We start from the raw sequence: 21,726 nt of genomic DNA on the forward strand, positions 1-21,726 counted from the left end.
GTGTCCTCGCGTCCTTGTGCTTGTCTGTCAGCGAGCCGAGCTCACTGGGCGACCTGAGTGATCTCGAACGGCTTCGGCTGCTGAGCGGCGTGCGGGTGCTCAGAACCCGCGTAGACCTTCAGCTTGCCGAACTGCGCGCTGCCGAGGCTGGTCTTCGGGAGCATGCCCTTGACTGCCTTCTCGACGGCCCGCTCGGGGTGCTTCTCGAGCAGGTCCGCGTAACGGGTGGCGCGCAGGCCGCCCGGGTAGCCGGAGTGGCGGTACGCCAGCTTCTGCTCGCGCTTGTTGCCGGTCAGGGCGACCTTCTCGGCGTTGATGACGATGACGAAGTCACCGCCGTCGACGTGGGGCGCGAAGGTGGCCTTGTGCTTGCCTCGCAGGAGGGTCGCCACGTGGCTGGCCAGACGGCCCAGGACGACGTCGGTCGCGTCGATGACGTACCAGTCGCGCTGGACGTCGCCGGGCTTCGGGGTGTACGTACGCACGGTCGTAGCCTTCGTTTCGGTTCGGTCTTCTTCGGCGCAGCGAGCTGCGACCGACGAGTGTTCGTCTGAGCGCTCCAGAAGCCTGCCTCCGACCATGAGCCGGACGTGACGGGCCAGCGAGTGGGCGCACGGTTTCCGTCAGCGGTTCGAACAGGGGGTCGGGCAAGGAAGCACAACGACTGTCAAGAGTACCGTGGCGCCCGCGGCGGGGTCAAAGCGGCCGGTCCGGCACCTGCCCCGAGCCTACCCGCCACCGGACAGCCCGGCCATGAGGCCCGCAGCCTGTGCTGCGCCGCGCCCGCCGGTGCGCGGGCAGGCGGAGGGTGCGACGCTGGACGCATGAGCGAGAACTACCCCGACGGCCTGCCCGAGGGCCTGGACGACCGCGACGACTGGTCCGAGAGCGAGACGGAGCAGCTCGACCCCGAGGACACGCTGATCGACCGCGGCCTCGCGGACCCCCTCGACGAGGGCTACGACCCGCTCGACCGCCCGCGCACCAACCACTTCGGCGAGACCGAGGAGGAGGAGCGCGAGGGCGAGAGCCTCGACCAGCGGCTGGCAGAGGAGGAGCCCGAGGAGTGGGACGAGGAGCCCGTGGTGGACGAGGGACGGGCGGGCCGGCTCGCGGAGGACGACGACGCCGCGGGCGGGCGCGACAACGACGTCTACGGCGTCGACGAGGGCATCTCGGGCGCCGGCGCGAGCGCCGAGGAGGCAGCCGTCCACTACGTGGAGGACGACGAGGGCTGAGGGCTGGGCTCAGGAGGACGCCGGGGCCTCCCAGACGTCCTCGTCCATGCGCATCGCCCGGATGCGCTCGGCCCGTGACGCGAGCTCGGCGTCGGGCGGGTAGGCGACCGCGTCGAGCACCAGGCCGTGCGCCGGCACGACGCCGCCCGCCGCGTCCCGTCGGCGCGCAGCCAGGACCTCCGCGAGCCACGTGACGGGACGCCGCCCCTCCCCCACGGCCAGGCTCGCGCCGACGAGCGCCCGCACCATGTTGTGGCAGAAGGCGTCGGCTCGGACGTGCGCGACGACGAGCCCCGCGTCCGGCCCGTCGTCCGGCCGCTCCCACCGCAGCTCCTGGAGCTCGCGGATCGTCGTCGCGCCGGGCCGGGGCTTGCAGAAGGCGGCGAAGTCCCGCACCCCGAGCAGCGGACGCGCGGCGGCGTCCATCGCCACGACGTCGAGGGGCCGACGGGTCCACAGGACCCAGCCCCGCCGCAGCGGGTCGCGCAGGTCCGGCCGGTCGGCCACCCGGTAGGTGTAGCTCCGGTGCAGCGCGGAGAACCGCGCGTCGAAACCCGCGGGGGCGGGCGCGGCCGCCCGCACGACGACGTCGTGCGGGAGGACGCCGCCCAGGCGTGCGACGAGCGCGTCCCCGGGCGCCCGGTCCGACCGGCCCGGGAGGCTCGCCCACTGCCGGGCCGTGAGGTCGACGTGCGCGACCTGGCCCCGCGCGTGCACCCCGGAGTCCGTCCGCCCGGCGACCTGGACGCGCGGCGTCGCCTCGCCGTTCGCCTCGGCGCGCAGGACGGTCGCGAGGCCCTCCTCGAGCAGGCCCTGGACCGTGCGCAGGCCGGGCTGGCGCGCCCACCCCGCGAAGCCCGCGCCGTCGTACGCGAGGTCGAGGCGCACCCGCAGGCCGGGCTGCTCTGGCGTCGGGGCAGGCGTGTCGCTCACCGCCCCATTGTCCGCGAGCCCCGTGACTTGTCAGAACCTCGCGCCCGTCGACGGGGTCCAGGTTCTGACAACTCGCCCCCGAGGGGCCTACCGTGCTCGCATGCCCGAGCCCCGCACGCCCGACCCGGGCCAGACCACGCGCCGCCCGCCCGCGCCCGACGACGCCGGCACGATCACGCTGTCCGTCGACTGCGGCGGGAGCGGGATCAAGGCCGCCGTCCTCGACGCCGCCGGCACGGCGCACGCCGAGCCCGTCCGCGTGCCCACCCCGTACCCGCTGCCGCCCTCGCGGCTCGTCGAGACCATCGCCGAGATCGCCGCCACCCTGCCCCCGCCCAGCGCGTGACCGTGGGGCTGCCGGGCATGATCCGCCGGGGCGTCGTCGTGCACACGCCCCACTACATCCGCCCGCGCGGCCCGCGCACCGCGATCTCGGCCGAGCTCGCGGACGCCTGGCGCAGCATGGACGTGCAGGCGGCCGTCGGCGAGCGCCTCGGTCTGCCCGCGCTGGTGCTCAACGACGCCGAGGTGCACGGCGCCGGGGTGATCGCCGCGTCCGGGCTCGAGCTCGTCCTCACGCTCGGCACGGGCCTGGGCTCCGCGCTGTTCCTCGGCGGGTCGCTCGCGCCGCACCTCGAGTGGTCGCACGCCCCCGTGCGTCCCCGCACCACCTACGACGAGTTCGTCGGTGAGCCCGAGCGGCGCCGCCTCGGCAACGCCCTCTGGTCGCGGCGCGTCCTGCGGGTCGTCGAGGGGCTGCGGCCGGTGTTCTGGTGGGACCGCCTCTACCTCGGCGGCGGCAACGCCCGCCAGATCACCCGCGGCGTGCTCGACCGGCTCGGCGACGACGTGGTGGTCGTGCCCAACTCGGCGGCGCTCGTCGGGGGCGCGCGGGCCTGGTCGCTCCCCCGCTGACGGCGGGCGGGCTCAGGCCGCGAGGAGCTGGGCGCGCCGCTGTACCACGAGGCTCTGGACCCCCAGGACGACGCCCAGGTACAGGACCAGCGATGCCGAGCCCAGTCCCGACAGGCCGTGGTCCACGTGGTCGATCAGCACGTCGAGCCCGAGGTGCACGCCGACCGCCACGAGCCACAGCAGCACGGTGAGCGCGGGGCCCTGCCGGACGACCGTGCCGTCCGCGTCACGCCACACGCGGACCTGCGATCCGCGCCACGCGGCGAGCGCCCCGCCGATCACGACGCCCAGCACGAGCAGCGCCAGAACCGTCACCGGGACGCCCTGGGCCGGCGCGGAGTCCTGCAGGAACGACACCGTCTCGTAGAGCCCGACGGCCGCGAGGATCACCGGCGCACGGAGCGAGGACGGCTTGGCGGGCCGCTTCTGCACCTGGCGCGACAGGATCCAGGCGAGGGCGAGGAGCCCGAGGACCACGTTGACGGCGAGGCTGGAGTCGGCTGCACTCATCATGGCTCCAGCCTTCCGGCCGGCGGCGCGTTGCGGGAGGGTCGGACGTCACGGGGGCCGCATGACATCCGTCATCGACCACGGCGCGGCGCGGCGCTTGAGCGGAGGGTCTCGGGCCGGGATGCTGGGACGATGACCAGGAGCATCGCCGTCGTCGGCGGCGGCATCGTCGGGGTCGCGCTCGCCCGCGCGCTCTCCCTGCGCGGGGACGACGTGACGGTGCTCGAGAAGGAGGACCGCCTCGCGCGCCACCAGACGGGTCACAACTCGGGGGTCGTGCACGCCGGCCTCTACTATGCGCCCGGCTCGCTCAAGGCGACGCTCTGCGCCGCGGGGCGCGTCGCGCTGCACGACTACTGCCTCGAGAAGGACCTCCCCTACCGCGAGCTCGGCAAGCTGGTCGTCGCCGTCGACGAGAGCGAGCTGCCCGCGCTCGCAGAGATCGAACGGCGGGCGCGCGCCAACGGCGTTCCCGACCTGCGCCGTCTCGACGGCGCGTCCGCGCTCCGCGAGATCGAGCCGCACGTCACCGGCGTCGCGGCCGTGCACTCGCCGCGCACGGCGGTCGTCGACTACGCGGCCGTGACCGAGGCGATGGCGCAGGACGTCCGCACCGCGGGCGGGCGCGTCCTGCTCGGTCACGAGGTGACCGGGCTGACCGTGGCGGGTCCCGCCGACCACGTCCGCGTGATCACCCCCGGCCTCGACGAGACGTTCGACCGGGTCGTGGTCTGCGCCGGGCTCCAGTCGGACGTCGTCGCGCGCCTCGTGGGCGCCGACCCCTCACCGCGCATCCTCCCGTTCCGCGGCGAGTACTGGACGCTCGCGCCCGACCGCGCCTCGCTCGTCCGCGGGATGGTCTACCCCGTGCCGGACCCCCGCTTCCCGTTCCTCGGCGTGCACTTCACCCGGGGCGTGTACGACGCCGTCCACGTGGGTCCCAACGCCGTCCCGGCCCTGCGCCGCGAGGGCTATGGCTGGTCGCAGGTCTCGCTGCGGGACACGTGGGACTCGCTGCGGTGGCCCGGCGCCGGGGCCCTCGCGCGGCAGCACTGGCGCATGGGCGTGGACGAGATCGGCGGCTCGCTGCTCAAGCCCCTGTACTACCGGCGGGCGCGCCGGTTCGTGCCCGAGCTGCGACCGTCGGACCTGGCCGAGCGCCCGCCCGCAGGGGTCCGGGCTCAGGCGTGGGCGCGCGACGGCTCGCTGGTCGACGACTTCGCCGTCGACCAGGTCGGCCCCGTGACGCTGCTGCGGAACGCGCCGTCTCCCGCCGCGACGTCGTCGCTGGCGATCGCGGAGCATCTGATCGAGCACCATCTCTCCTGAGCCCTCGGACGCCCCTCCCTCTCCCGTGAGCGGACGACGAAGGGGTCCGTCCCGCACCTGCGGAACGGACCCCTTCGGGCGTACGAGCGGAGGCTCAGGCCTCGGACTTCTCCTCGGCCGCAGCCTCGGCGACGGGGGCCTCGGCCTCGACGGCCGGGGTCTCCTCGGCCGACTCGGCGGCAGGGGTCTCCTCCGCGGCCGGCTTCTCGTCGGCAGCCTTGGCGGTCTTCTTCGCCGCCGGCTTCTTGGCAGCCTTCGTGGTGGCCTTCTCGGCCTCCTTGACGACGGCCTGCTTGGGGCTCACGGGCTCGAGGACGAGCTCGATGACCGCCATGGGGGCGTTGTCGCCCTTGCGGTTGCCGACCTTCGTGATGCGCGTGTAGCCGCCCTGGCGCTCCGCCATCGTGGGCGCGATCTCCGTGAAGAGCGTGTGCACGACGCTCTTGTCACGGACAACGGTCAGGACGCGACGACGCGCGGCGAGGTCGCCACGCTTCGCGAAGGTGATGAGACGCTCGGCGAGGGGACGCAGGCGCTTGGCCTTCGTCTCCGTCGTGGTGATGCGGCCGTGCTCGAAGAGGCTCGTCGCGAGGTTCGCGAGGATGAGGCGCTCGTGAGCCGGGCCACCGCCGAGCCGCGGGCCCTTGGTGGGGGTAGGCATTGGGTTGTGCTCCTTCGTGGGCTGAGGCCTGGCCGGCCAGTCCTCAGTGCGGGATGGTGGCCTGCGGCGCCGCGGCGCCGCAGGCCAGACTCATCGACTGCTCGGTGGACGTGTCAGAAGGTCTGCTCGTCGTCCGTGTACTCGTCGTCGCCGTAGTACTGCGCGGCGGTCGGGTCGAAGTCCAGCGGCGAGTCCTTGAGCGACAGGCCGAGCTTCGCGAGCTTCTCCGTGACCTCGGTGATCGACTTCGCGCCGAAATTCCGGATGTCGAGAAGGTCGGCCTCGCTGCGCGCCACGAGCTCACCCACGGAGTGGATGCCCTCGCGCTTGAGGCAGTTGTATGACCGGATCGAGAGGTTGAGCTCCTCGATCGGCAGCGCCAGGTCGGCGGCGAGCGCCGCGTCCGTCGGCGACGGGCCGATCTCGATGCCCTCGGCCTCGACGTTCAGCTCGCGGGCGAGACCGAACAGCTCGGTGAGCGTCCGGCCGGCCGAAGCGAGGGCGTCGCGCGGCGAGATCGCCGGCTTCGTCTCGACGTCGACGACGAGCTTGTCGAAGTCGGTGCGCTGCTCGACGCGGGTGGCCTCGACCTTGTACGTGACCTTGAGGACCGGCGAGTAGATCGAGTCGACCGGGATGCGGCCGATCTCCGAGTCGTACGCCTTGTTCTGCGCGGCCGACACGTAGCCGCGGCCCCGCTCGACCGTGAGCTCGATCTCGAGCTTGGCGGAGTCGTTCAGCGTCGCGATGTGGAGCTCGGGGTTGTGCACCTCGATGCCCGCCGGCGGGACGATGTCGGCCGCCGTGACCACGCCGCCGCCCTGCTTGCGCAGGTACATGACGACCGGCTCGTCGTTGTCCGAGGACACGACCAGGCCCTTGATGTTGAGGATGATCTCGGTGACGTCCTCCTTGACCCCGGGGATCGTCGAGAACTCGTGCAGCACGCCCTCGATACGGATCGAGGTGACGGCCGCGCCGGGGATCGACGAGAGCAGGGTGCGACGCAACGAGTTGCCGAGCGTGTAGCCGAAGCCGGGCTCGAGCGGCTCGATCGAGAAACGGGAACGGTGCTCCGAGATGACCTCTTCGGTCAGGGTGGGGCGCTGTGCGATGAGCACTGGTGGGTTCCTTTCGGTGTGCGTCCGCCATATGACGCATCACGGTGAGGGTGCAGATGCACGCCCGACGCGGGGAGCCGGAGCCCGAGGGCTCCGGCCCGGCCACGTCCGGACGTGCGGTGCCGCGGGGCGCGTCAGCGCCCCGCGGCGACGAGCGAGGTCAGACGCGGCGACGCTTCGGCGGACGGCAGCCGTTGTGCGCCTGCGGCGTCACGCCCTGGATCGAACCGACCTCGAGGCCGGCCGACTGCAGCGAACGGATCGCCGTCTCACGACCCGAGCCCGGGCCCTTGACGAAGACGTCGACCTTCTTGACGCCGTGCTCGGCAGCCTTGCGGGCCGCGGCCTCGGCGGCCATACCGGCCGCGTAGGGGGTCGACTTGCGCGAGCCCTTGAAGCCGACGTCGCCGCCGGAGGCCCATGCGATCACGGCGCCCGACGGGTCCGTGATCGAGACGATCGTGTTGTTGAAGGTGCTCTTGATGTGCGCCTGGCCGAGCGGGACGTTCTTCTTGTCCTTGCGGCGCGGCTTGCGGCCGGCGGCGGCGCGGGTCTTGGGAGGCATGTCCTGAGGTTCTCCTGGGGTGAGGTGTTCGGACCGGCGGACCGTCGACGTGCGCGGGCCGACGTGGACGTCGGCGCGACGGACGGGTCCGGCACGGACTGCTGGTTAGCGGGCCTTCTTCTTGCCGGCCACGGTGCGCTTCGGACCCTTGCGGGTACGCGCGTTGGTCTTGGTGCGCTGACCGCGGACGGGAAGGCCACGACGGTGGCGCAGCCCTGGTAGGTGCCGATCTCCACCTTGCGGCGGATGTCGGCGGCCACCTCACGGCGGAGGTCACCCTCGAGCTTGTAGTTGCCCTCGAGGTAGTCACGGAGCGCGACGAGCTCGGCGTCGCCGAGGTCCTTCACGCGAAGATCCGGGCTGATCCCGGTCGCGGCCAGCGTCTGCTGGGCGCGGGTACGGCCGACGCCGTAGATGTAGGTGAGCGCAACCTCGAGGCGCTTGTCGCGCGGGAGGTCGACGCCGACGAGACGTGCCATGTGCCTGACGGCTCCTTGTACTTCGGTCGGAGGTCTGCCGCACCGCCCTCCCGCTGCCGTCACTGCTGCGGGCCCCGGCCTCCGACCGGGGTTCCCTCGTCCGGCTGACCGGACGGGTTCGTGGTGGTACGTCGTGAGCGGATCGCTCACCGGGTGGGTCGAGCGCGCCTCGTCGAGCGAGGCACGGCGCTCAGCCCTGGCGCTGCTTGTGACGCGGGTTCTCGCAGATGACCATGACGTTTCCGTGCCGGCGGATCACCTTGCACTTGTCGCAGATCTTCTTGACGCTCGGGTTGACCTTCATCGTGTTCCTCCGCCGCCGTACGCATCGCGGCCCGGGCGCGCCCGGGCCTGTCACGACGGCGCCCTCGATCGGACGGGTTACTTGTAGCGGTAGACGATGCGACCGCGGGACAGGTCGTACGGGCTCAGCTCGACCACCACCCGGTCCTCGGGGAGGATCCGGATGTAGTGCTGTCGCATCTTGCCTGAGATGTGCGCGAGCACCTTGTGGCCGTTGGTCAGCTCCACGCGGAACATCGCGTTCGGCAGCGCTTCGACCACGCTGCCTTCGATCTCGATGACGCCGTCCTTCTTCGCCATGTCCTCCGCTAACTCTCGTGTGACTGGACCCACGCGGGTCACGGCACGGCACGCGCGCCGGACGTCGACCCAGTGTGGACTGCGCGTGGAGCATCCTGCCGGACCCCGGAAGCGCGGCTCGAGCCGGACGTCCGTGGCCGCGGCCCGACGCCTGTCGACCGTCATTGCTGACATCTCGACCGGACGCGCCGTCTCCACACCCAGCCATCCATCTTACGGCATCGCGCAGCACGAGGGAAACACGGCCGAGGTGCGCCGCGTCACGCCCGACGGGTCACGCGATCAGACGAGCGGGGCGACGGTCACGCCGAACGGCGCGAGGCCCGCGGCCCCGCCGTCGGGCGCCGTCAGCACCCACAGGCCTTCTTCCAGGACGGCCACGGTGTGCTCGCAGTGCGCGGCCCGGGACCCGTCGTCCGTGACGACCGTCCACTCGTCCTCGCAGAGCTGGGTCGTCGCGTCGCCTCGCGTCAGCATCGGCTCCACGGCAACGCACAGACCGGGTCGCACGCGCGGGCCGCGCCCTCGGGTCCGGTAGTTGGGGACGTCCGGGTCCTGGTGCATCTGCGTACCGATGCCGTGCCCGACGTAGTCCTCGACGATCCCGTACGGGCCACCCTCGGCGCCCTCGGCGACGTCCTCGACCGCCGCCCCGACCTCGTCGAGCCGGCCTCCCACGGCCAGGGCCGCGATCCCGGCCCACATCGCACGCTCGGTCGTGTCCACGAGCGCGACGTCCGCAGGGTCTGCCGCGGCGCCGTCGGGCCCGGGCAGGACGACCGAGAACGCGGCGTCACCGTGCCACCCGCCGACGACGGCGCCCGCGTCGACCGAGACCACGTCACCCGGGCGCAGCACGCGCTCCCCCGGGATGCCATGGATGACCTCGTCGTTCACGGACACGCAGATGGTCGCGGGATAGCCCTCGTAGCCCAGGAACGACGACGTCGCCCCCGCTGCGCGGACCACGTCGGCGGCGACGGCGTCCAGCTCGGCCGTCGTGACGCCCACGGCCACGGCGGCACGCACCGCGGCGTGGACGTCGGCCACCACCAGCCCGGCCCGTCGCATCAGCCGCACCTGGTCAGGTGTCTTGTACTCGATGTGGTCGCGTCCGAACATGCTCGCCACCTCCCTGCTCACCCGCGCCCGGACCGTGCCGGGGCGGGAGGCGGAGTCAGGAGACCCGGCCGTCCAGGGCCGCGACGAGACGCTGCGTGACCTCGTCGATCTCGCCGATGCCGTCCACGCGGACCAGCAGCCCGCGCTCGGCGTACGCGTCGGTGAGCGGCGCCGTCTGCTCCGCGTAGATGTCGAGGCGGCGCGCGATCGCCTCCTCGGTGTCGTCCTCGCGGCCCTCGATCTCCGCGCGCTTGCGCAGGCGGGCGAGGAGCTCGTCGCGGTCCGCCACGAGCTCGATCACGCCGTCGAGCGCGACGCCGGCGTCACCGAGGATCGCGTCGAGCTCGGTCACCTGGGCCGCGTTGCGCGGGTACCCGTCGAGGATGAAGCCGTCGACCGCGTCCTCCTGGGCGAGCCGGTCGCGGACCATGTCGTTCGTGACCGAGTCGGGCACGAGCTCGCCCTTGGCCGTGTACGACTGCGCCAGCACACCGAGCTCCGTGCCGCCCTTGATGTTGGCGCGGAAGATGTCGCCCGTCGAGATGGCAGGGACGGCGAGGTGCTCCGCCAGGCGTGCCGCCTGCGTGCCCTTGCCCGCGCCCTGCGGACCCATGATGACGAGACGTGTGCTCAACGGAGGAACCCTTCGTAGTGCCGCTGCTGCAGCTGGCTGTCGATCTGCTTGACGGTCTCGAGGCCCACGCCGACGACGATGATGATCGAGCTGCCGCCGAACGGGATGTTCGTCGTCACGTTCAGCAGCACGAACGCGATCGTCGGGATCAGCGCCACGATCGCCAGGTACAGCGAGCCGGCCGTGGTGATGCGCGTGATCACGTAGTCGAGGTACTCGGCGGTCGGCCGGCCCGCGCGGATGCCGGGGATGAAGCCGCCGTACGTCTTCATGTTGTCCGCGACCTCGTCCGGGTTGAACGTGATCGCCGTGTAGAAGAAGCAGAAGAAGATGATCAGCACCGTGTAGAGCACGAGGTGCAGCGGCGCGCTCGTCGACGCCAGGTTCTGGGTCACCCACTGGACCCAGCCCGCGGACTGGTCGGCGAACTGCGCGATCAGCCCCGGGATCGCCAGCAGCGACGACGCGAAGATGATCGGGATCACGTTCGCCATGTTGATCTTGATCGGGATGTAGGTGGACGAGCCGCCGTACATGCGCCGTCCGACCATGCGCTTGGCGTACTGCACCGGGATCCGCCGCTGCGACTGCTCGACGAAGACCACGAGCCCGACCACGACCACGCAGAGCGCGATCACGATGATGAACTTGCCGACTCCGCCGTTGCCACCGGCGATCGACCACAGCGCGCTCGGGAAGCTCGCGGCGATCGAGGTGAAGATCAGCAGGGACATGCCGTTGCCCACGCCGCGCTCGGTGATGAGCTCACCGAGCCACATGATCAGGCCGGTACCGGCGGTCATCGTGATGACCATGATCGCGAGGTTGACCACCGAGTCGTCGGGGATGACGGACTGGGAGCAACCCTGGAAGAGGACACCGGTGCGCGCGGTCGTGATGATCGTCGTCGACTGCAGGATCGCGAGCGCGATGGTGAGGTAGCGGGTGTACTGCGTGAGCTTCGCGGTACCGGACTGGCCCTCCTTGTGCAGGGCCTCGAACCGGGGATCACGACGCGCAGGAGCTGCACGATGATGCTCGCCGTGATGTACGGCATGATCCCGAGCGCGAACACCGACAGCTTGAGGAGCGCCCCGCCGCTGAACAGGTTGACGAGGCCGAGCAGGTCGCTGTTGCCCGCCGTCTCGTCGATGCACTGCTGGACGTTCGGGTAGCTCACCCCGGGGTGGGGATGAACGAGCCCAGCCGGAAGATCGCCATGATCGCGATCGTGAACAGCAGCTTGCGCCGCAGATCGGGCGTCCGGAAAGCCCGGCCGAATGCGCTGAGCACCTATCCTCCTGGTCCGCCGTGGGCGGGTTCATCAGCGACCGACGAGGTCGTCGGCCGTCACGCGGCACGCTGTGGCGTGCGTCGCACCGTCGGCACCTTAGCCGCTCTGGCCCAGGATCCCGCAATCCGTCTCGGAAGCCTAGGGCCCGGTGCGTCGACCGGCAGATCACCGGTCAGGAGAGACACCAGGGCCGACGGCGCATGCGCACCGCCGGCCCTGGCCGTCATTCTCTCAGTCCTCGGAGACCGAACCGCCGGCGGCGAGGATCTTGTCCTTCGCCGAGCCCGACAGCGCGTCCACCGCGACGTCGAGCTTCACCGAGAGCTCGCCGGTGCCGAGCACCTTGACGAGCTGGCCCTTGCGGACCGCGCCCTTCGCGACGAGGTCCTCGACGGTGACCGAGCCACCCTCGGGGTACAGCGACGCGAGCTTGTCCAGGTTCACGACCTGGTACTCGACGCGGAACGGGTTCTTGAAGCCGCGCAGCTTCGGGAGGCGCATGTGGAGGGGCATCTGCCCACCCTCGAAGCGCTCCGGAACCTGGTAGCGGGCCTTCGTGCCCTTGGTACCACGGCCGGCCGTCTTGCCCTTCGACGCCTCACCACGACCCACGCGGGTCTTGGCGGTCTTGGCGCCGGGGGCCGGACGAAGGTGGTGCACCTTGAGGGTGCCACCGGCGCCGACCTCGGGCTCGGGCTTCGCCGCGGCCTTGGTCGCCTTGGCGGCGGGCTTCTTGGGCGCCTCCGCCTCAGCAGCGGCCTCCGCCTTCGTGGCGGCCGGCTTGCGGGCCGGCGCCTTCTTGGCGGGGTCGCCTCGGCCGAAGCCTCGGCCTTCTTCGCCGGGGCCTTGCGGGCCGGCTTCTTCGGCGCCTCGGCCGTCTCCGGCGTCACGTCGTCGTTCTTGTTCTCGGCCATGATCACTCGACCTCCTCGACGGCGACGAGGTGCGCCACCGTCTTGACCATGCCGCGGATCTCCGGGCGGTCCTCCTTCACGGCGGTGTCGCCGATCCGCTTGAGGCCCAGGGTCCGCAGCGTGTCACGCTGATTCTGCTTGCCGCCGATGGCGGACTTGGTCTGGGTCACCTTGAGACGAGCCATCACGCACCCACCTTCGCCGCGGCGTCGGCGCGACCAGCGGCCTGCGAGCGCAGGAGCGCGGCCGGGGCCACGTCCTCGAGCGGCAGACCACGGCGGGCGGCGACCGCAGCGGGCTCCTCGAGCCCACGGAGCGCCGCGACCGTCGCGTGCACGATGTTGATCGAGTTCGACGAGCCGAGCGACTTGCTCAGGACGTCGTGGATGCCCGCGCACTCCAGCACGGCGCGCACCGGACCGCCGGCGATGACACCGGTACCCGGAGCGGCCGGACGGAGGAACACGACGCCGGCCGCGGCCTCACCCTGGACGGGGTGCGGGATGGTGCCCTGGATGCGGGGGACGCGGAAGAAGCTCTTCTTCGCCTCCTCGACACCCTTGGCGATCGCCGCGGGCACCTCCTTGGCCTTCCCGTAGCCGACGCCGACGGTACCGTCACCGTCGCCCACCACGACGAGCGCGGTGAAGCTGAAGCGACGGCCGCCCTTGACGACCTTGGAGACGCGGTTGATGGTCACGACGCGCTCGACGAAGGCGTTCTTCTCGGCGTCCTGACGACGGTTGTCCCGACGGTCGCCGCCGCGGCGGCCACCCCGGTCGTTCGAGCGCTCGTTCGAGCGCTCCTCGGTAGCGGCGCCCGGGGCGCCGGTGTTGCGCTGCCCTGCAGCCATCAGAAAATCCTCTGCTTCCGTGCGTACGTCGTCACAGCGACAGACCACCCTCACGGGCGCCGTCTGCCACCGCCGCGACCCGGCCGTGGTACTTGTTCCCGCCGCGGTCGAACACGACGGCCTCGACACCGGCCGCCTTCGCGCGCTGGGCGACGAGCTCGCCGACCTTGCGCGCCTTGGCGGACTTGTCGCCGTCGAGCGCACGCAGGTCCGCCTCGAGCGACGAGGCAGACGCGACGGTGTGCCCCACGGTGTCGTCGACGACCTGGGCCGTGATGTGACGCGACGAGCGCGTCACCACGAGGCGCGGACGGGCGGGGGTGCCGGAGATCTTCTTGCGCAGGCGCAGGTGACGGCGCGTGCGCGCGATCTGCTTGCCCTTGCCCTTGACCGTGACAGCCATGATCACTTACCAGCCTTTCCGACCTTGCGGCGGACGACCTCGCCGGCGTAGCGCACGCCCTTGCCCTTGTACGGCTCGGGCTTGCGGATCTTGCGGATGTTCGCTGCGACCTCGCCGACCTGCTGCTTGTCGATGCCGCTCACCGAGAACTTGGTGGGGCTCTCGACCGCGAACGTGATGCCGGCGGGGGCCTTGACGACCACCGGGTGCGAGAAGCCGAGCGCGAACTCGAGGTCCGAGCCCTTCGCCGTCACGCGGTAACCGGTACCGACGATCTCGAGCTTCTTCTCGTAGCCCTCGGTCACACCGGTGACGAGGTTCGCGAGCAGGGTGCGGGTCAGGCCGTGCAGGGCGCGCGAGGCACGCTCGTCGTCCGGACGCGTCACCACGAGGGTGCCGTCCGACTGCTCGACCTTGATGGGGGCGGGGATCGTGTGCTCGAGAGAGCCTTTGGGGCCCTTCACGGTCACGAGCGCGCCGCTGACGGTGACGTCCACGCCGGCCGGGACCGGAACGGGGATCTTGCCGATACGAGACATTGGCGTATCTCCTTTCCGTTACCAGACGAAGGCGAGGACTTCCCCGCCCACGCCCTTCGACTGGGCCTGACGGTCCGTCAGGAGGCCGGAGGACGTGGACAGGATCGCCACGCCGAGGCCGCCGAGAACCTTGGGCAGGTTGGTGGACTTCGCGTACACGCGCAGACCCGGCTTCGAGACGCGGCGGACGCCCGACAGGGCGCGCTCGCGGCTCGGGCCGTACTTGAGCGTGATGGTGAGGTTCTTGCCCACGGGAGCGTCCTCGACGCTCCAGCCGGTGATGTAGCCCTCGGCCTGGAGGATCTCAGCGATGTGAGACTTCAGCTTCGAGAACGGCATGGTCACCGTGTCGTGGTGGGCCGAGTTCGCGTTCCGCAGACGCGTGAGCATGTCTGCGATCGGGTCGGTCATGGTCATTGGGCTTCAGCCCTTCCTCGTCGGGGTATCCGCCACGGTCGTGCAGGACGTTCGTCCCGCCGGTTCCGCACGGACCTGCGACGTAGTCGTTACCAGCTGCTCTTGGTGACGCCGGGGAGCTCGCCACGGTGCGCCATCTCGCGAAGGCACACGCGGCAGAGACCGAACTTGCGGTACACCGAGTGCGGACGACCGCACCGCTGGCACCGGGTGTAGGCGCGGACCGCGAACTTGGGCTTCGCGGCCGCCTTGTTGATCAGGGCCTTCTTCGCCATGTCAGTTCTCCTTGAACGGGAAGCCGAGACGGCGCAGCAGGGAACGACCCTCGGCATCCGTCGTCGCGGTCGTCACGATCGTGATGTCCATGCCGCGGACGCGGTCGATCTTGTCCTGGTCGATCTCGTGGAACATGGACTGCTCCGTGAGGCCGAACGTGTAGTTCCCGTGCCCGTCGAACTGCTTGTCCGACAGACCGCGGAAGTCCCGGATGCGCGGGAGCGCGAGCGACAGCAGGCGGTCGAGGAACTCCCACATCCGGTCGCCGCGCAGCGTGGTGTGCGCACCGATCGGCATGCCCTCACGCAGCTTGAACTGCGCGATGGACTTGCGGGCACGCGTGACCTGCGGCTTCTGACCCGTGATCAGGGCCAGGTCGCGGATCGCGCCCTCGATGAGCTTGGAGTCCTTCGCGGCGTCGCCGACACCCATGTTCACGACGACCTTGGTCACGCGAGCGACCTGGTTGACGTTCTCGTGGTCGAACTCCTCGCGCAGGCCGGCGACGATCTCGCTGCGGTAGCGCTCCTTGAGGCGCGGGACGGTCGTCACCGGGGCCTCGGTGGTCTCAGTGGTCATCAGATGTCCTTACCGGAGCGCTTGGCGACGCGCACGCGAACCGTGCGCTTGCGGCCGTCACGCTCGACCTCTTCGGTGCGGTACCCGACGCGGGTCCCCTTCTTCGTCTCCGGGTCGACGACCATCACGTTGGACACGTGGATCGGCGCCTCGACGGTCTCCAGGCCACCCGTGCGCGTACCGCGGTCGTTCTGGCCGACCTTGGTGTGCTTGGTGACGCGCTGGACACCCTCGACGATGACGCGGTCGGAGTCCTTGAGGATCTCCAGGACGCGGCCCGTCTTGCCCTTGTCGCGACCAGCGATCACGAGGACCTGGTCGCCCTTCTTGATCTTCGCCATGGTCAGAGCACCTCCGGCGCCAGCGAGATGATCTTCATGAACCGCTTGTCACGGAGCTCACGGCCGACAGGGCCGAAGATGCGCGTGCCACGGGGGTCGCCGTCGTTCTTGAGGATCACGGCGGCGTTCTCGTCGAACTTGATGTAGGACCCGTCGGGACGACGACGCTCCTTGACGGTGCGGACGACGACGGCCTTGACCACGTCGCCCTTCTTGACGTTGCCGCCCGGGATCGCGTCCTTGACGGTGGCGACGATGACGTCGCCGATTCCGGCGTAGCGACGGCCGGAACCGCCGAGAACACGGATGCAGAGGATCTCCTTGGCACCCGTGTTGTCGGCGACCCGAAGTCGCGACTCCTGCTGGATCATGTCAGTGAACTCCTGTTGTCGAGCCGGTTCTCGCCTCGCGGCGAGCCTTGCCGAACGGATAGTGGTCTGTGGTGCCGACGGGCCGGCCGTGCTTGCGCACGGCCGGCCGGAGCCGGCGGCGTCCCGCCGCGGGGCGGCGGGTCAGCGACTACTTGGCCTTCTCGAGGATCTCGACCACGCGCCACCGCTTGGTGGCGGACAGCGGCCGGGTCTCCATGATCAGGACGAGGTCACCGACGCCGGCAGAGTTCTGCTCGTCGTGGGCCTTGACCTTGCTCGTGCGACGCATGACCTTGCCGTAGAGGGTGCTTGACCCGGTCCTCGACGGCGATCACGACGGTCTTGTCCATCTTGTCGCTGACGACGTAGCCGCGGCGCGTCTTGCGGTGAGCGCGGTGCTCCTCGGCTGCGGTCTCGTCGGTCTGCTGTGTCTTCTCGCTCATCTCAGCCTCACTCACTCGCTCGCGCTCGGGGCCGTGCGGATGCCGAGCTCGCGCTCACGCAGGATCGTGTAGATCCGCGCGATGTCGCGGCGCACCGCCTTGAGCCGACCCGTCGAGTCGAGCTGCCCGGTCGCCGACTGGAAGCGAAGGTTGAACAGCTCTTCCTTGGCCTTCTTCAGCTCGGCGACGAGCTTCTCGTCGTCGAACGTGTCCAGCTCGCTCGTCGCGAGCTCCTTGGTACCGATAGCCATCAGCTAGCACCACCCTCGCGCACCACGAAACGGCACTTCATCGGGAGCTTGTGGATCGCACGGCGCATGGCCTCGCGGGCCAGTTCCTCGTCGACACCGGCGAGCTCGAACACGATGCGTCCGGGCTTGACGTTGGCGACCCACCACTCGGGGAACCCTTACCGGAACCCATACGGGTCTCCGCCGGCTTCTTGGTCAGCGGACGGTCGGGGTAGATGTTGATCCAGACCTTGCCACCACGCTTGATGTGGCGGGTCATGGCGATACGAGCAGCCTCGATCTGGCGGTTGGTGACGTAGGCGGGCTCAAGAGCCTGGATGCCGTAGTCGCCGAACGAGATCGTGGTGCCACCCTTGGCCGCGCCGGAGCGCTTCGGGTGGTGCTGCTTGCGGTGCTTGAGCCTGCGGGGGATCAGCATGACTCAGGCCTCCGTTCCGGACTCGGGGGCCGACTCCGTCGCCTCGGCGGGAGCCGAGGAGGCGGCGGGGGCCTCAGCCGCAGCCGGCGCGCCGGCGGCGGGACGGTCGTTACGACGGCCGCCGCGCGGACGGTCGCCGCCACGCTCGCCACGGCCACCACGGGCCGGACGACCGGCGGAGGACGCCTGCTGCGCAGCGAACTCCTTCTCGGTCATGTCGCCCTTGTAGATCCACACCTTCACGCCGATCCGGCCGAAGGTGGTGCGGGCCTCGTAGAAGCCGTAGTCGATGTTCGCGCGGAGCGTGTGCAGCGGCACACGGCCCTCGCGGTAGAACTCCGACCGGCTCATCTCGGCGCCGCCCAGACGACCCGAGCACTGCACGCGGATGCCCTTCGCGCCGGCGCGCTGCGCGGACTGCATGCCCTTGCGCATCGCACGACGGAACGACACACGGCTCGCGAGCTGCTCGGCGATGCCCTGCGCGACGAGCTGGGCGTCGATCTCGGGGTTCTTGACCTCGAGGATGTTGAGCTGGACCTGCTTGCCGGTGAGCTTCTCGAGCTCGCCGCGCAGGCGGTCCGCCTCGGCGCCGCGGCGGCCGATGACGATGCCCGGACGCGCCGTGTGGATGTCCACGCGGACGCGGTCACGCGTGCGCTCGATCTCGACCTTGGCGATGCCCGCGCGCTCGAGACCCGTGCTCATGAGCTTGCGGATCTTCACGTCCTCCTGGACGTAGTCGCGGTACCGCTGGCCGGGCTTCGTGCTGTCGGCGAACCAGCGCGACCGGTGGTCGGTGGTGATGCCGAGTCGGTACCCCAGCGGGTGAACCTTCTGTCCCACTATCGGGCCCTTCCCTTCTCGTCGTCACGCGGAGCCACGACCACGGTGATGTGGCTGGTCCGCTTGAGGATCTGGCTCGCACGACCCTGCGCCCGCGGACGGAACCGCTTGAGCGTCGGCCCCTCGTCGACGAACGCGGCGGTCACGACGAGCTGCTGCTCGTCGAACGCCTGGCTCGCGCGGTCGGCCTTCACCCGTGCGTTCGCGATCGCGGACTCCACGACCTTGCGGACCGGCTCGCTCGCGGCCTGCGGCGCGAACTTGAGCACCGCCACGGCCTCGGAGGCCTGCTTGCCACGGATGAGGTCCACGACGCGCCGGGCCTTCTGGGGCGTGACACGGACGAACCGCGCCTGCGCCTTGGCTTCCATTGCTGTCCTACCTTCTTGTCTCTCGACGACCGTCAGGTCCGTCGCTGCGCTGTCGCTGCGTCGTCGGGCTGGGCCCGGCGCGCTGCGCTCAGCGGCGACGACCCTTCTTGTCGTCCTTCACGTGGCCGCGGAACGTCCGCGTGGGCGCGAACTCGCCGAGCTTGTGGCCGACCATCGCCTCGGTGACGAACACCGGGGTGTGCTTGCGACCGTCGTGCACGGCGAAGGTGTGGCCGAGGAAGTCGGGCGTGATGACCGACCGACGGGACCACGTCTTGATGACGTTCTTGGTCCCCTTCTCGTTCTGCACGTCCACCTTCTTCTGAAGGTGGTCGTCGACGAAGGGCCCTTCTTCAGGCTACGAGGCATCTGTCAGGCTCCTATCAGCGCTTCTTGCCGGTGCGGCGACGGCGGACGATCAGCTTGTCGCTCGGCTTGTTGGGACGGCGGGTACGGCCCTCCGGCTGGCCCCAGGGGCTCACCGGGTGACGTCCACCGGACGTCTTGCCCTCACCACCACCGTGCGGGTGGTCGACCGGGTTCATGGCGACACCACGGACGGTCGGGCGCTTGCCCTTCCAGCGCATGCGGCCGGCCTTGCCCCAGTTGATGTTCGACTGCTCGGCGTTGCTCACCTCGCCGACCGTGGCGCGGCAGCGCAGGTCGACGTTGCGGATCTCACCGGACGGCATGCGCAGCTGGGCGTAGGCCCGTCCTTGGCGACGAGCTGGACGCTCGTGCCGGCCGAACGGGCGATCTTCGCGCCGCCACCGGGCCGCAGCTCGATCGCGTGGATGACCGTACCGGTCGGGATGTTGCGCAGCGGCAGGTTGTTGCCGGGCTTGATGTCCGCGCCCGCACCGTTCTCGATGCGGTCGCCCTGACGCAGCTTGGTCGGCGCGATGATGTAGCGCTTCTCGCCGTCCGCGTAGTGCAGGAGCGCGATGCGCGCGGTGCGGTTGGGGTCGTACTCGATGTGCGCGACCGTGGCCGGCACGCCGTCCTTGTCATGGCGACGGAAGTCGATGACGCGGTACTGGCGCTTGTGGCCACCGCCCTTGTGGCGCGTCGTGATACGACCCGAGCTGTTGCGGCCGCCGCTCTTGGAGAGCGGACGGACGAGCGACTTCTCGGGCGTCGAACGCGTGATCTCGGCGAAGTCGGCCACGCTCGAGCCACGACGGCCCGGCGTTGTCGGCTTGTACTTACGGATTCCCATCGGGGTCTGTCCTCACTTGCCTCTCGTCCGGCTCAGCCGAAGATGTCGATCGTGCCCTCGCGGAGGGTGACGATCGCGCGCTTCGTGTCCTTGCGCTTGCCGATGCCGAACCGCGTGCGACGGGTCTTGCCCTTGCGGTTGATGGTGTTGACCGACGCGACCTTGACCGAGAAGACCTTCTCGACAGCGATCTTGATCTCGGTCTTGTTGGCGCGGGGGTCCACGAGGAACGTGTACTTGCCCTCGTCCAGGAGCCCGTAGCTCTTCTCGGAGACGACCGGCGCGATCAGGATGTCGCGCGGGTCCTTCTGCACGGTGGTCACTTCTCGGTCTCCTCAGCGTTGTCCGCGGCCTCGGAACCCGACGCGACGGCCTTCACCGAGCGGCCCGTGGGCGGGCCGGCGAGGAACGCCTCGAGCGCACCCTGGGTGAACACCACGTCGTCCGAGATCAGGACGTCGTACGTGTTGAGCTGGTCGGCCGGGAGCAGGTGGACCTGCTCCACGTTCCGCAGCGACTTGACCGCGAGCTCGTCGCCACGCTCGTGCACGACGAGCACGTGGCGCCGGGACGACACGGTCGTGAGCACGGCGACGGCGGCGCGGGTCGACGGGGCGTCCTCGATGCCGAAGCCGGTCACGACGTGCACGCGACCCGCGCGGGCGCGGTCGGACAGTGCACCGCGCAGCGCGGCGGACTTCATCTTCTTGGGCGTCCGCTGGCTGTAGTCGCGCGGGGTCGGGCCGTGGACGACGCCACCCCCGGCGAACTGCGGCGCACGGGTCGAGCCCTGACGGGCGCGGCCGGTGCCCTTCTGCTTGTACGGCTTCCGGCCACCACCCGAGACCTCGCCACGAGACTTCGTGTCGTGGGTGCCCTGGCGGGCCGCGGCGAGCTGCGCGACGACCACCTGGTGGATCAGCGGGATGTTGGTCTGGACGTCGAACACCTCGGCGGGAAGGTCGGCGGTGCCGGCCTTCTTGCCCTTCGGGTCCAGGACGTCGACGGTGAGCGTGGCCATGACGGTCAGGCCTCCTTCACGGCGCTCTTGGCCGCGGTGCGGACGAGGACGACGCCGCCCTTGGGGCCGGGCACGGCACCCTTGACGAGCAGCAGGCCCTTGTCGGCGTCGACCTTGTAGACGGTCAGGTTCTGGGTGGTCTGGCGGTCGTGGCCCATACGACCGGCCATGCGCAGGCCCTTGAAGACGCGCGACGGGGTGGATGCCCCGCCGATCGAGCCGGGCTTGCGGTGGTTGCGGTGCGAACCGTGCGAGGCGCTGACGCCCTTGAAGCCGTGACGCTTCATGACGCCCGCGGTGCCCTTGCCCTTCGTGGTGCCCACGACGTCGACCAGCTGGCCGGCGTCGAACACCTCGGCGGTGAGCTCCTGGCCGAGCTGGTACTCGGCGGCGTCCGGCGTGCGGACCTCGGCGACGTGACGGCGCGGCGTGACGCCGGCCTTCTCGAAGTGGCCCTTGAGGGGCTGCGTCACCTTGCGCGGGTCGATCTGGCCGAAGGCGAGCTGGACGGCGCTGTAGCCGTCCGCGTCCTGCGTGCGCACCTGCGTCACGACGTTCGAACCGACCTGGACGACGGTCACGGGCACGAGGCGCCCGTTCTCGTCCCAGGTCTGGGTCATGCCGAGCTTGGTGCCGAGGACGGCCTTGACGGCGCGCTCGTTCTGCTGGGTGGTCATTGTCGTCTCCTCCCCAGCCTCAGAGCTTGATCTCGATGTTCACGTCGGCCGGCAGGTCGAGTCGCATGAGCGAGTCATCCGCCTTCGGCGTGGGGTCGATGATGTCGATGAGACGCTTGTGCGTCCGCATCTCGAAGTGCTCGCGGCTGTCCTTGTACTTGTGAGGCGACCGGATCACGACGAACACGTTCTTCTCGGTCGGCAGCGGCACCGGACCCACGACCGTCGCACCAGCGCGGGTCACCGTGTCGACGATCTTGCGCGCCGAACTGTCGATGACCTCGTGGTCGTAGGACTTGAGCCGGATGCGGATCTTCTGTCCCGCCATGGCGTCGTCTGACTCTCTCTCTCGAACCGCTATGTCTGTCCGACCCCCGCGCTCG

The 21,726-nt window shown here is 70.4% G+C and carries 29 protein-coding genes and 7 pseudogenes; 3 read left to right on the forward strand and 33 right to left on the reverse strand.

All coding sequences use genetic code 11. The features are described from left to right. Positions 1 to 41: 41 nt before the first annotated feature. Positions 42 to 485, reverse strand: coding sequence for a 50S ribosomal protein L13 (gene rplM / locus QQK45_RS02200; RefSeq protein WP_036953241.1), 444 nt, complete (start codon positions 483 to 485; stop codon positions 42 to 44). 339 nt (positions 486 to 824) lie between these two features. Between rplM and QQK45_RS02205 the strand changes: the two genes are divergently transcribed. Next, positions 825 to 1,238, forward strand: a complete 414-nt coding sequence (locus tag QQK45_RS02205) for a DUF5709 domain-containing protein (protein WP_284291837.1) — start codon at positions 825 to 827, stop codon at positions 1,236 to 1,238. A 9-nt stretch (positions 1,239 to 1,247) separates the two neighbouring features. On the opposite strand, the gene truA is transcribed toward QQK45_RS02205, so the two are convergent. Continuing rightward, positions 1,248 to 2,171, reverse strand: coding sequence for a tRNA pseudouridine(38-40) synthase TruA (gene truA / locus QQK45_RS02210; RefSeq protein WP_284291840.1), 924 nt, complete (start codon positions 2,169 to 2,171; stop codon positions 1,248 to 1,250). 172 nt (positions 2,172 to 2,343) lie between these two features. Here truA and QQK45_RS02215 point away from each other — a divergent pair. Beyond that, a pseudogene (locus QQK45_RS02215) lies at positions 2,344 to 3,086 on the forward strand (ROK family protein). A gap of 12 nt (positions 3,087 to 3,098) precedes the next feature. Here the strand turns inward: QQK45_RS02215 and QQK45_RS02220 are convergent. After that, on the reverse strand, positions 3,099 to 3,599 hold the full coding sequence (locus tag QQK45_RS02220; protein ID WP_284291842.1) for a hypothetical protein: 501 nt from the start codon (positions 3,597 to 3,599) through the stop codon (positions 3,099 to 3,101). 129 nt (positions 3,600 to 3,728) lie between these two features. On the opposite strand from QQK45_RS02220, the gene lhgO reads away from it, so the two are divergent. Further along, positions 3,729 to 4,925, forward strand: coding sequence for an L-2-hydroxyglutarate oxidase (gene lhgO / locus QQK45_RS02225; protein ID WP_284291844.1), 1,197 nt, complete (start codon positions 3,729 to 3,731; stop codon positions 4,923 to 4,925). Positions 4,926 to 5,019: 94 nt separating this feature from the next. Here lhgO and rplQ read toward each other — a convergent pair whose 3' ends face one another. The 30 genes and pseudogenes from rplQ to rpsJ all read right to left on the reverse strand — a co-directional run bounded on the left by rplQ (position 5,020) and on the right by rpsJ (position 21,671). After that, entirely contained in the window at positions 5,020 to 5,586 is a 567-nt protein-coding gene (gene rplQ, locus QQK45_RS02230; RefSeq protein ID WP_284291845.1) for a 50S ribosomal protein L17, read from the reverse strand. A gap of 113 nt (positions 5,587 to 5,699) precedes the next feature. Further along, positions 5,700 to 6,707, reverse strand: a complete 1,008-nt coding sequence (locus QQK45_RS02235; RefSeq protein ID WP_036953249.1) for a DNA-directed RNA polymerase subunit alpha — start codon at positions 6,705 to 6,707, stop codon at positions 5,700 to 5,702. A 160-nt stretch (positions 6,708 to 6,867) separates the two neighbouring features. Then, positions 6,868 to 7,272, reverse strand: coding sequence for a 30S ribosomal protein S11 (gene rpsK, locus QQK45_RS02240; RefSeq protein ID WP_284291846.1), 405 nt, complete (start codon positions 7,270 to 7,272; stop codon positions 6,868 to 6,870). 105 nt (positions 7,273 to 7,377) lie between these two features. Beyond that, a pseudogene (gene rpsM, locus QQK45_RS02245) lies at positions 7,378 to 7,751 on the reverse strand (30S ribosomal protein S13). Between the two features lie 190 nt (positions 7,752 to 7,941). Next, positions 7,942 to 8,055 carry a 50S ribosomal protein L36 gene (rpmJ, locus tag QQK45_RS02250; RefSeq protein WP_007540807.1) on the reverse strand — a complete coding sequence of 38 codons (114 nt, stop codon included), beginning with the start codon at positions 8,053 to 8,055 and terminating at the stop codon, positions 7,942 to 7,944. A 77-nt stretch (positions 8,056 to 8,132) separates the two neighbouring features. Then, entirely contained in the window at positions 8,133 to 8,354 is a 222-nt protein-coding gene (gene infA, locus QQK45_RS02255; RefSeq protein ID WP_013770189.1) for a translation initiation factor IF-1, read from the reverse strand. A 282-nt stretch (positions 8,355 to 8,636) separates the two neighbouring features. Then, positions 8,637 to 9,476 (reverse strand): type I methionyl aminopeptidase, encoded by an 840-nt coding sequence (gene map / locus QQK45_RS02260; RefSeq protein ID WP_284291849.1) that lies wholly within the window; start codon positions 9,474 to 9,476, stop codon positions 8,637 to 8,639. A gap of 55 nt (positions 9,477 to 9,531) precedes the next feature. Continuing rightward, positions 9,532 to 10,110 carry an adenylate kinase gene (locus tag QQK45_RS02265; RefSeq protein ID WP_284291850.1) on the reverse strand — a complete coding sequence of 193 codons (579 nt, stop codon included), beginning with the start codon at positions 10,108 to 10,110 and terminating at the stop codon, positions 9,532 to 9,534. Next, positions 10,107 to 11,403: pseudogene (secY, locus tag QQK45_RS02270) on the reverse strand (preprotein translocase subunit SecY). The gene QQK45_RS02265 and the pseudogene secY overlap by 4 nt, the downstream one beginning before the upstream one ends. Positions 11,404 to 11,635: 232 nt before the next feature. Further along, positions 11,636 to 12,064, reverse strand: a complete 429-nt coding sequence (gene rplO, locus QQK45_RS02275) for a 50S ribosomal protein L15 (protein ID WP_284291851.1) — start codon at positions 12,062 to 12,064, stop codon at positions 11,636 to 11,638. Between the two features lie 256 nt (positions 12,065 to 12,320). Further along, positions 12,321 to 12,503: a 50S ribosomal protein L30 gene (rpmD, locus tag QQK45_RS02280; protein WP_036953266.1), complete on the reverse strand. Its 183-nt coding sequence runs from the start codon at positions 12,501 to 12,503 to the stop codon at positions 12,321 to 12,323. After that, on the reverse strand, positions 12,503 to 13,171 hold the full coding sequence (gene rpsE / locus QQK45_RS02285; protein ID WP_284291852.1) for a 30S ribosomal protein S5: 669 nt from the start codon (positions 13,169 to 13,171) through the stop codon (positions 12,503 to 12,505). Before rpsE ends, rpmD begins: the two co-directional genes overlap by 1 nt. Positions 13,172 to 13,202: 31 nt before the next feature. After that, entirely contained in the window at positions 13,203 to 13,574 is a 372-nt protein-coding gene (rplR, locus tag QQK45_RS02290; RefSeq protein WP_284291853.1) for a 50S ribosomal protein L18, read from the reverse strand. A gap of 2 nt (positions 13,575 to 13,576) precedes the next feature. After that, positions 13,577 to 14,113: a 50S ribosomal protein L6 gene (gene rplF, locus QQK45_RS02295; protein ID WP_036953272.1), complete on the reverse strand. Its 537-nt coding sequence runs from the start codon at positions 14,111 to 14,113 to the stop codon at positions 13,577 to 13,579. A gap of 18 nt (positions 14,114 to 14,131) precedes the next feature. Further along, on the reverse strand, positions 14,132 to 14,530 hold the full coding sequence (gene rpsH, locus QQK45_RS02300) for a 30S ribosomal protein S8 (protein WP_284291854.1): 399 nt from the start codon (positions 14,528 to 14,530) through the stop codon (positions 14,132 to 14,134). 89 nt (positions 14,531 to 14,619) lie between these two features. Next, entirely contained in the window at positions 14,620 to 14,805 is a 186-nt protein-coding gene (locus QQK45_RS02305) for a type Z 30S ribosomal protein S14 (protein WP_036953276.1), read from the reverse strand. A 1-nt stretch (position 14,806) separates the two neighbouring features. Further along, positions 14,807 to 15,385, reverse strand: coding sequence for a 50S ribosomal protein L5 (rplE, locus tag QQK45_RS02310; protein ID WP_284291855.1), 579 nt, complete (start codon positions 15,383 to 15,385; stop codon positions 14,807 to 14,809). Beyond that, positions 15,385 to 15,726 carry a 50S ribosomal protein L24 gene (rplX, locus tag QQK45_RS02315; RefSeq protein ID WP_036953278.1) on the reverse strand — a complete coding sequence of 114 codons (342 nt, stop codon included), beginning with the start codon at positions 15,724 to 15,726 and terminating at the stop codon, positions 15,385 to 15,387. Before rplX ends, rplE begins: the two co-directional genes overlap by 1 nt. Before the next feature lie 2 nt (positions 15,727 to 15,728). Next, on the reverse strand, positions 15,729 to 16,097 hold the full coding sequence (gene rplN, locus QQK45_RS02320; RefSeq protein ID WP_036953280.1) for a 50S ribosomal protein L14: 369 nt from the start codon (positions 16,095 to 16,097) through the stop codon (positions 15,729 to 15,731). A gap of 148 nt (positions 16,098 to 16,245) precedes the next feature. Further along, positions 16,246 to 16,540 (reverse strand): annotated as a pseudogene (rpsQ, locus tag QQK45_RS02325) (30S ribosomal protein S17). Between the two features lie 11 nt (positions 16,541 to 16,551). Further along, complete coding sequence (gene rpmC / locus QQK45_RS02330) at positions 16,552 to 16,791, reverse strand: 50S ribosomal protein L29 (RefSeq protein WP_036953284.1); 240 nt, start codon at positions 16,789 to 16,791, stop codon at positions 16,552 to 16,554. Next, a pseudogene (gene rplP / locus QQK45_RS02335) lies at positions 16,791 to 17,209 on the reverse strand (50S ribosomal protein L16). The gene rpmC and the pseudogene rplP overlap by 1 nt, the downstream one beginning before the upstream one ends. Positions 17,210 to 17,212: 3 nt before the next feature. Further along, positions 17,213 to 18,055 (reverse strand): 30S ribosomal protein S3, encoded by an 843-nt coding sequence (gene rpsC, locus QQK45_RS02340; protein WP_284291856.1) that lies wholly within the window; start codon positions 18,053 to 18,055, stop codon positions 17,213 to 17,215. Further along, positions 18,055 to 18,426 (reverse strand): 50S ribosomal protein L22, encoded by a 372-nt coding sequence (gene rplV, locus QQK45_RS02345; protein WP_036953287.1) that lies wholly within the window; start codon positions 18,424 to 18,426, stop codon positions 18,055 to 18,057. The genes rpsC and rplV overlap by 1 nt, the downstream gene beginning before the upstream one ends. Positions 18,427 to 18,514: 88 nt before the next feature. After that, positions 18,515 to 18,795: pseudogene (gene rpsS, locus QQK45_RS02350) on the reverse strand (30S ribosomal protein S19). A 14-nt stretch (positions 18,796 to 18,809) separates the two neighbouring features. Further along, a pseudogene (gene rplB, locus QQK45_RS02355) lies at positions 18,810 to 19,645 on the reverse strand (50S ribosomal protein L2). 32 nt (positions 19,646 to 19,677) lie between these two features. Then, entirely contained in the window at positions 19,678 to 19,968 is a 291-nt protein-coding gene (rplW, locus tag QQK45_RS02360; protein ID WP_036953293.1) for a 50S ribosomal protein L23, read from the reverse strand. After that, positions 19,965 to 20,666, reverse strand: a complete 702-nt coding sequence (rplD, locus tag QQK45_RS02365; RefSeq protein ID WP_284291857.1) for a 50S ribosomal protein L4 — start codon at positions 20,664 to 20,666, stop codon at positions 19,965 to 19,967. Before rplD ends, rplW begins: the two co-directional genes overlap by 4 nt. A gap of 5 nt (positions 20,667 to 20,671) precedes the next feature. Then, positions 20,672 to 21,343 carry a 50S ribosomal protein L3 gene (gene rplC, locus QQK45_RS02370; RefSeq protein ID WP_284291858.1) on the reverse strand — a complete coding sequence of 224 codons (672 nt, stop codon included), beginning with the start codon at positions 21,341 to 21,343 and terminating at the stop codon, positions 20,672 to 20,674. 19 nt (positions 21,344 to 21,362) lie between these two features. Further along, complete coding sequence (gene rpsJ, locus QQK45_RS02375; RefSeq protein WP_284291859.1) at positions 21,363 to 21,671, reverse strand: 30S ribosomal protein S10; 309 nt, start codon at positions 21,669 to 21,671, stop codon at positions 21,363 to 21,365. Positions 21,672 to 21,726 lie beyond the last annotated feature (55 nt).

This window comes from Luteimicrobium album (assembly GCF_030161555.1).
GTDB lineage: Bacteria > Actinomycetota > Actinomycetes > Actinomycetales > Cellulomonadaceae > Luteimicrobium > Luteimicrobium album.

Bases quoted from the DNA above. Each gene is read 5' to 3' on its own strand.
- QQK45_RS02205 (WP_284291837.1), top strand. From the start codon at position 825: ATGAGCGAGAACTACCCCGACGGCCTGCCCGAGGGCCTGGACGACCGC.
- QQK45_RS02220 (WP_284291842.1), bottom strand. From the start codon at position 3,599: ATGATGAGTGCAGCCGACTCCAGCCTCGCCGTCAACGTGGTCCTCGGG.
- lhgO (WP_284291844.1), top strand. From the start codon at position 3,729: ATGACCAGGAGCATCGCCGTCGTCGGCGGCGGCATCGTCGGGGTCGCG.
- rplQ (WP_284291845.1), bottom strand. From the start codon at position 5,586: ATGCCTACCCCCACCAAGGGCCCGCGGCTCGGCGGTGGCCCGGCTCAC.
- rpsK (WP_284291846.1), bottom strand. From the start codon at position 7,272: ATGCCTCCCAAGACCCGCGCCGCCGCCGGCCGCAAGCCGCGCCGCAAG.
- rpmJ (WP_007540807.1), bottom strand. From the start codon at position 8,055: ATGAAGGTCAACCCGAGCGTCAAGAAGATCTGCGACAAGTGCAAGGTG.
- infA (WP_013770189.1), bottom strand. From the start codon at position 8,354: ATGGCGAAGAAGGACGGCGTCATCGAGATCGAAGGCAGCGTGGTCGAA.
- map (WP_284291849.1), bottom strand. From the start codon at position 9,476: ATGTTCGGACGCGACCACATCGAGTACAAGACACCTGACCAGGTGCGG.
- rpmD (WP_036953266.1), bottom strand. From the start codon at position 12,503: ATGGCTCGTCTCAAGGTGACCCAGACCAAGTCCGCCATCGGCGGCAAG.
- rpsE (WP_284291852.1), bottom strand. From the start codon at position 13,171: ATGGCTGCAGGGCAGCGCAACACCGGCGCCCCGGGCGCCGCTACCGAG.
- rplR (WP_284291853.1), bottom strand. From the start codon at position 13,574: ATGGCTGTCACGGTCAAGGGCAAGGGCAAGCAGATCGCGCGCACGCGC.
- rplF (WP_036953272.1), bottom strand. From the start codon at position 14,113: ATGTCTCGTATCGGCAAGATCCCCGTTCCGGTCCCGGCCGGCGTGGAC.
- rpsH (WP_284291854.1), bottom strand. From the start codon at position 14,530: ATGACCATGACCGACCCGATCGCAGACATGCTCACGCGTCTGCGGAAC.
- QQK45_RS02305 (WP_036953276.1), bottom strand. From the start codon at position 14,805: ATGGCGAAGAAGGCCCTGATCAACAAGGCGGCCGCGAAGCCCAAGTTC.
- rplE (WP_284291855.1), bottom strand. From the start codon at position 15,385: ATGACCACTGAGACCACCGAGGCCCCGGTGACGACCGTCCCGCGCCTC.
- rplX (WP_036953278.1), bottom strand. From the start codon at position 15,726: ATGGCGAAGATCAAGAAGGGCGACCAGGTCCTCGTGATCGCTGGTCGC.
- rplN (WP_036953280.1), bottom strand. From the start codon at position 16,097: ATGATCCAGCAGGAGTCGCGACTTCGGGTCGCCGACAACACGGGTGCC.
- rpmC (WP_036953284.1), bottom strand. From the start codon at position 16,791: ATGGCTATCGGTACCAAGGAGCTCGCGACGAGCGAGCTGGACACGTTC.
- rplV (WP_036953287.1), bottom strand. From the start codon at position 18,426: ATGGAAGCCAAGGCGCAGGCGCGGTTCGTCCGTGTCACGCCCCAGAAG.
- rplD (WP_284291857.1), bottom strand. From the start codon at position 20,666: ATGGCCACGCTCACCGTCGACGTCCTGGACCCGAAGGGCAAGAAGGCC.
- rplC (WP_284291858.1), bottom strand. From the start codon at position 21,343: ATGACCACCCAGCAGAACGAGCGCGCCGTCAAGGCCGTCCTCGGCACC.
- rpsJ (WP_284291859.1), bottom strand. From the start codon at position 21,671: ATGGCGGGACAGAAGATCCGCATCCGGCTCAAGTCCTACGACCACGAG.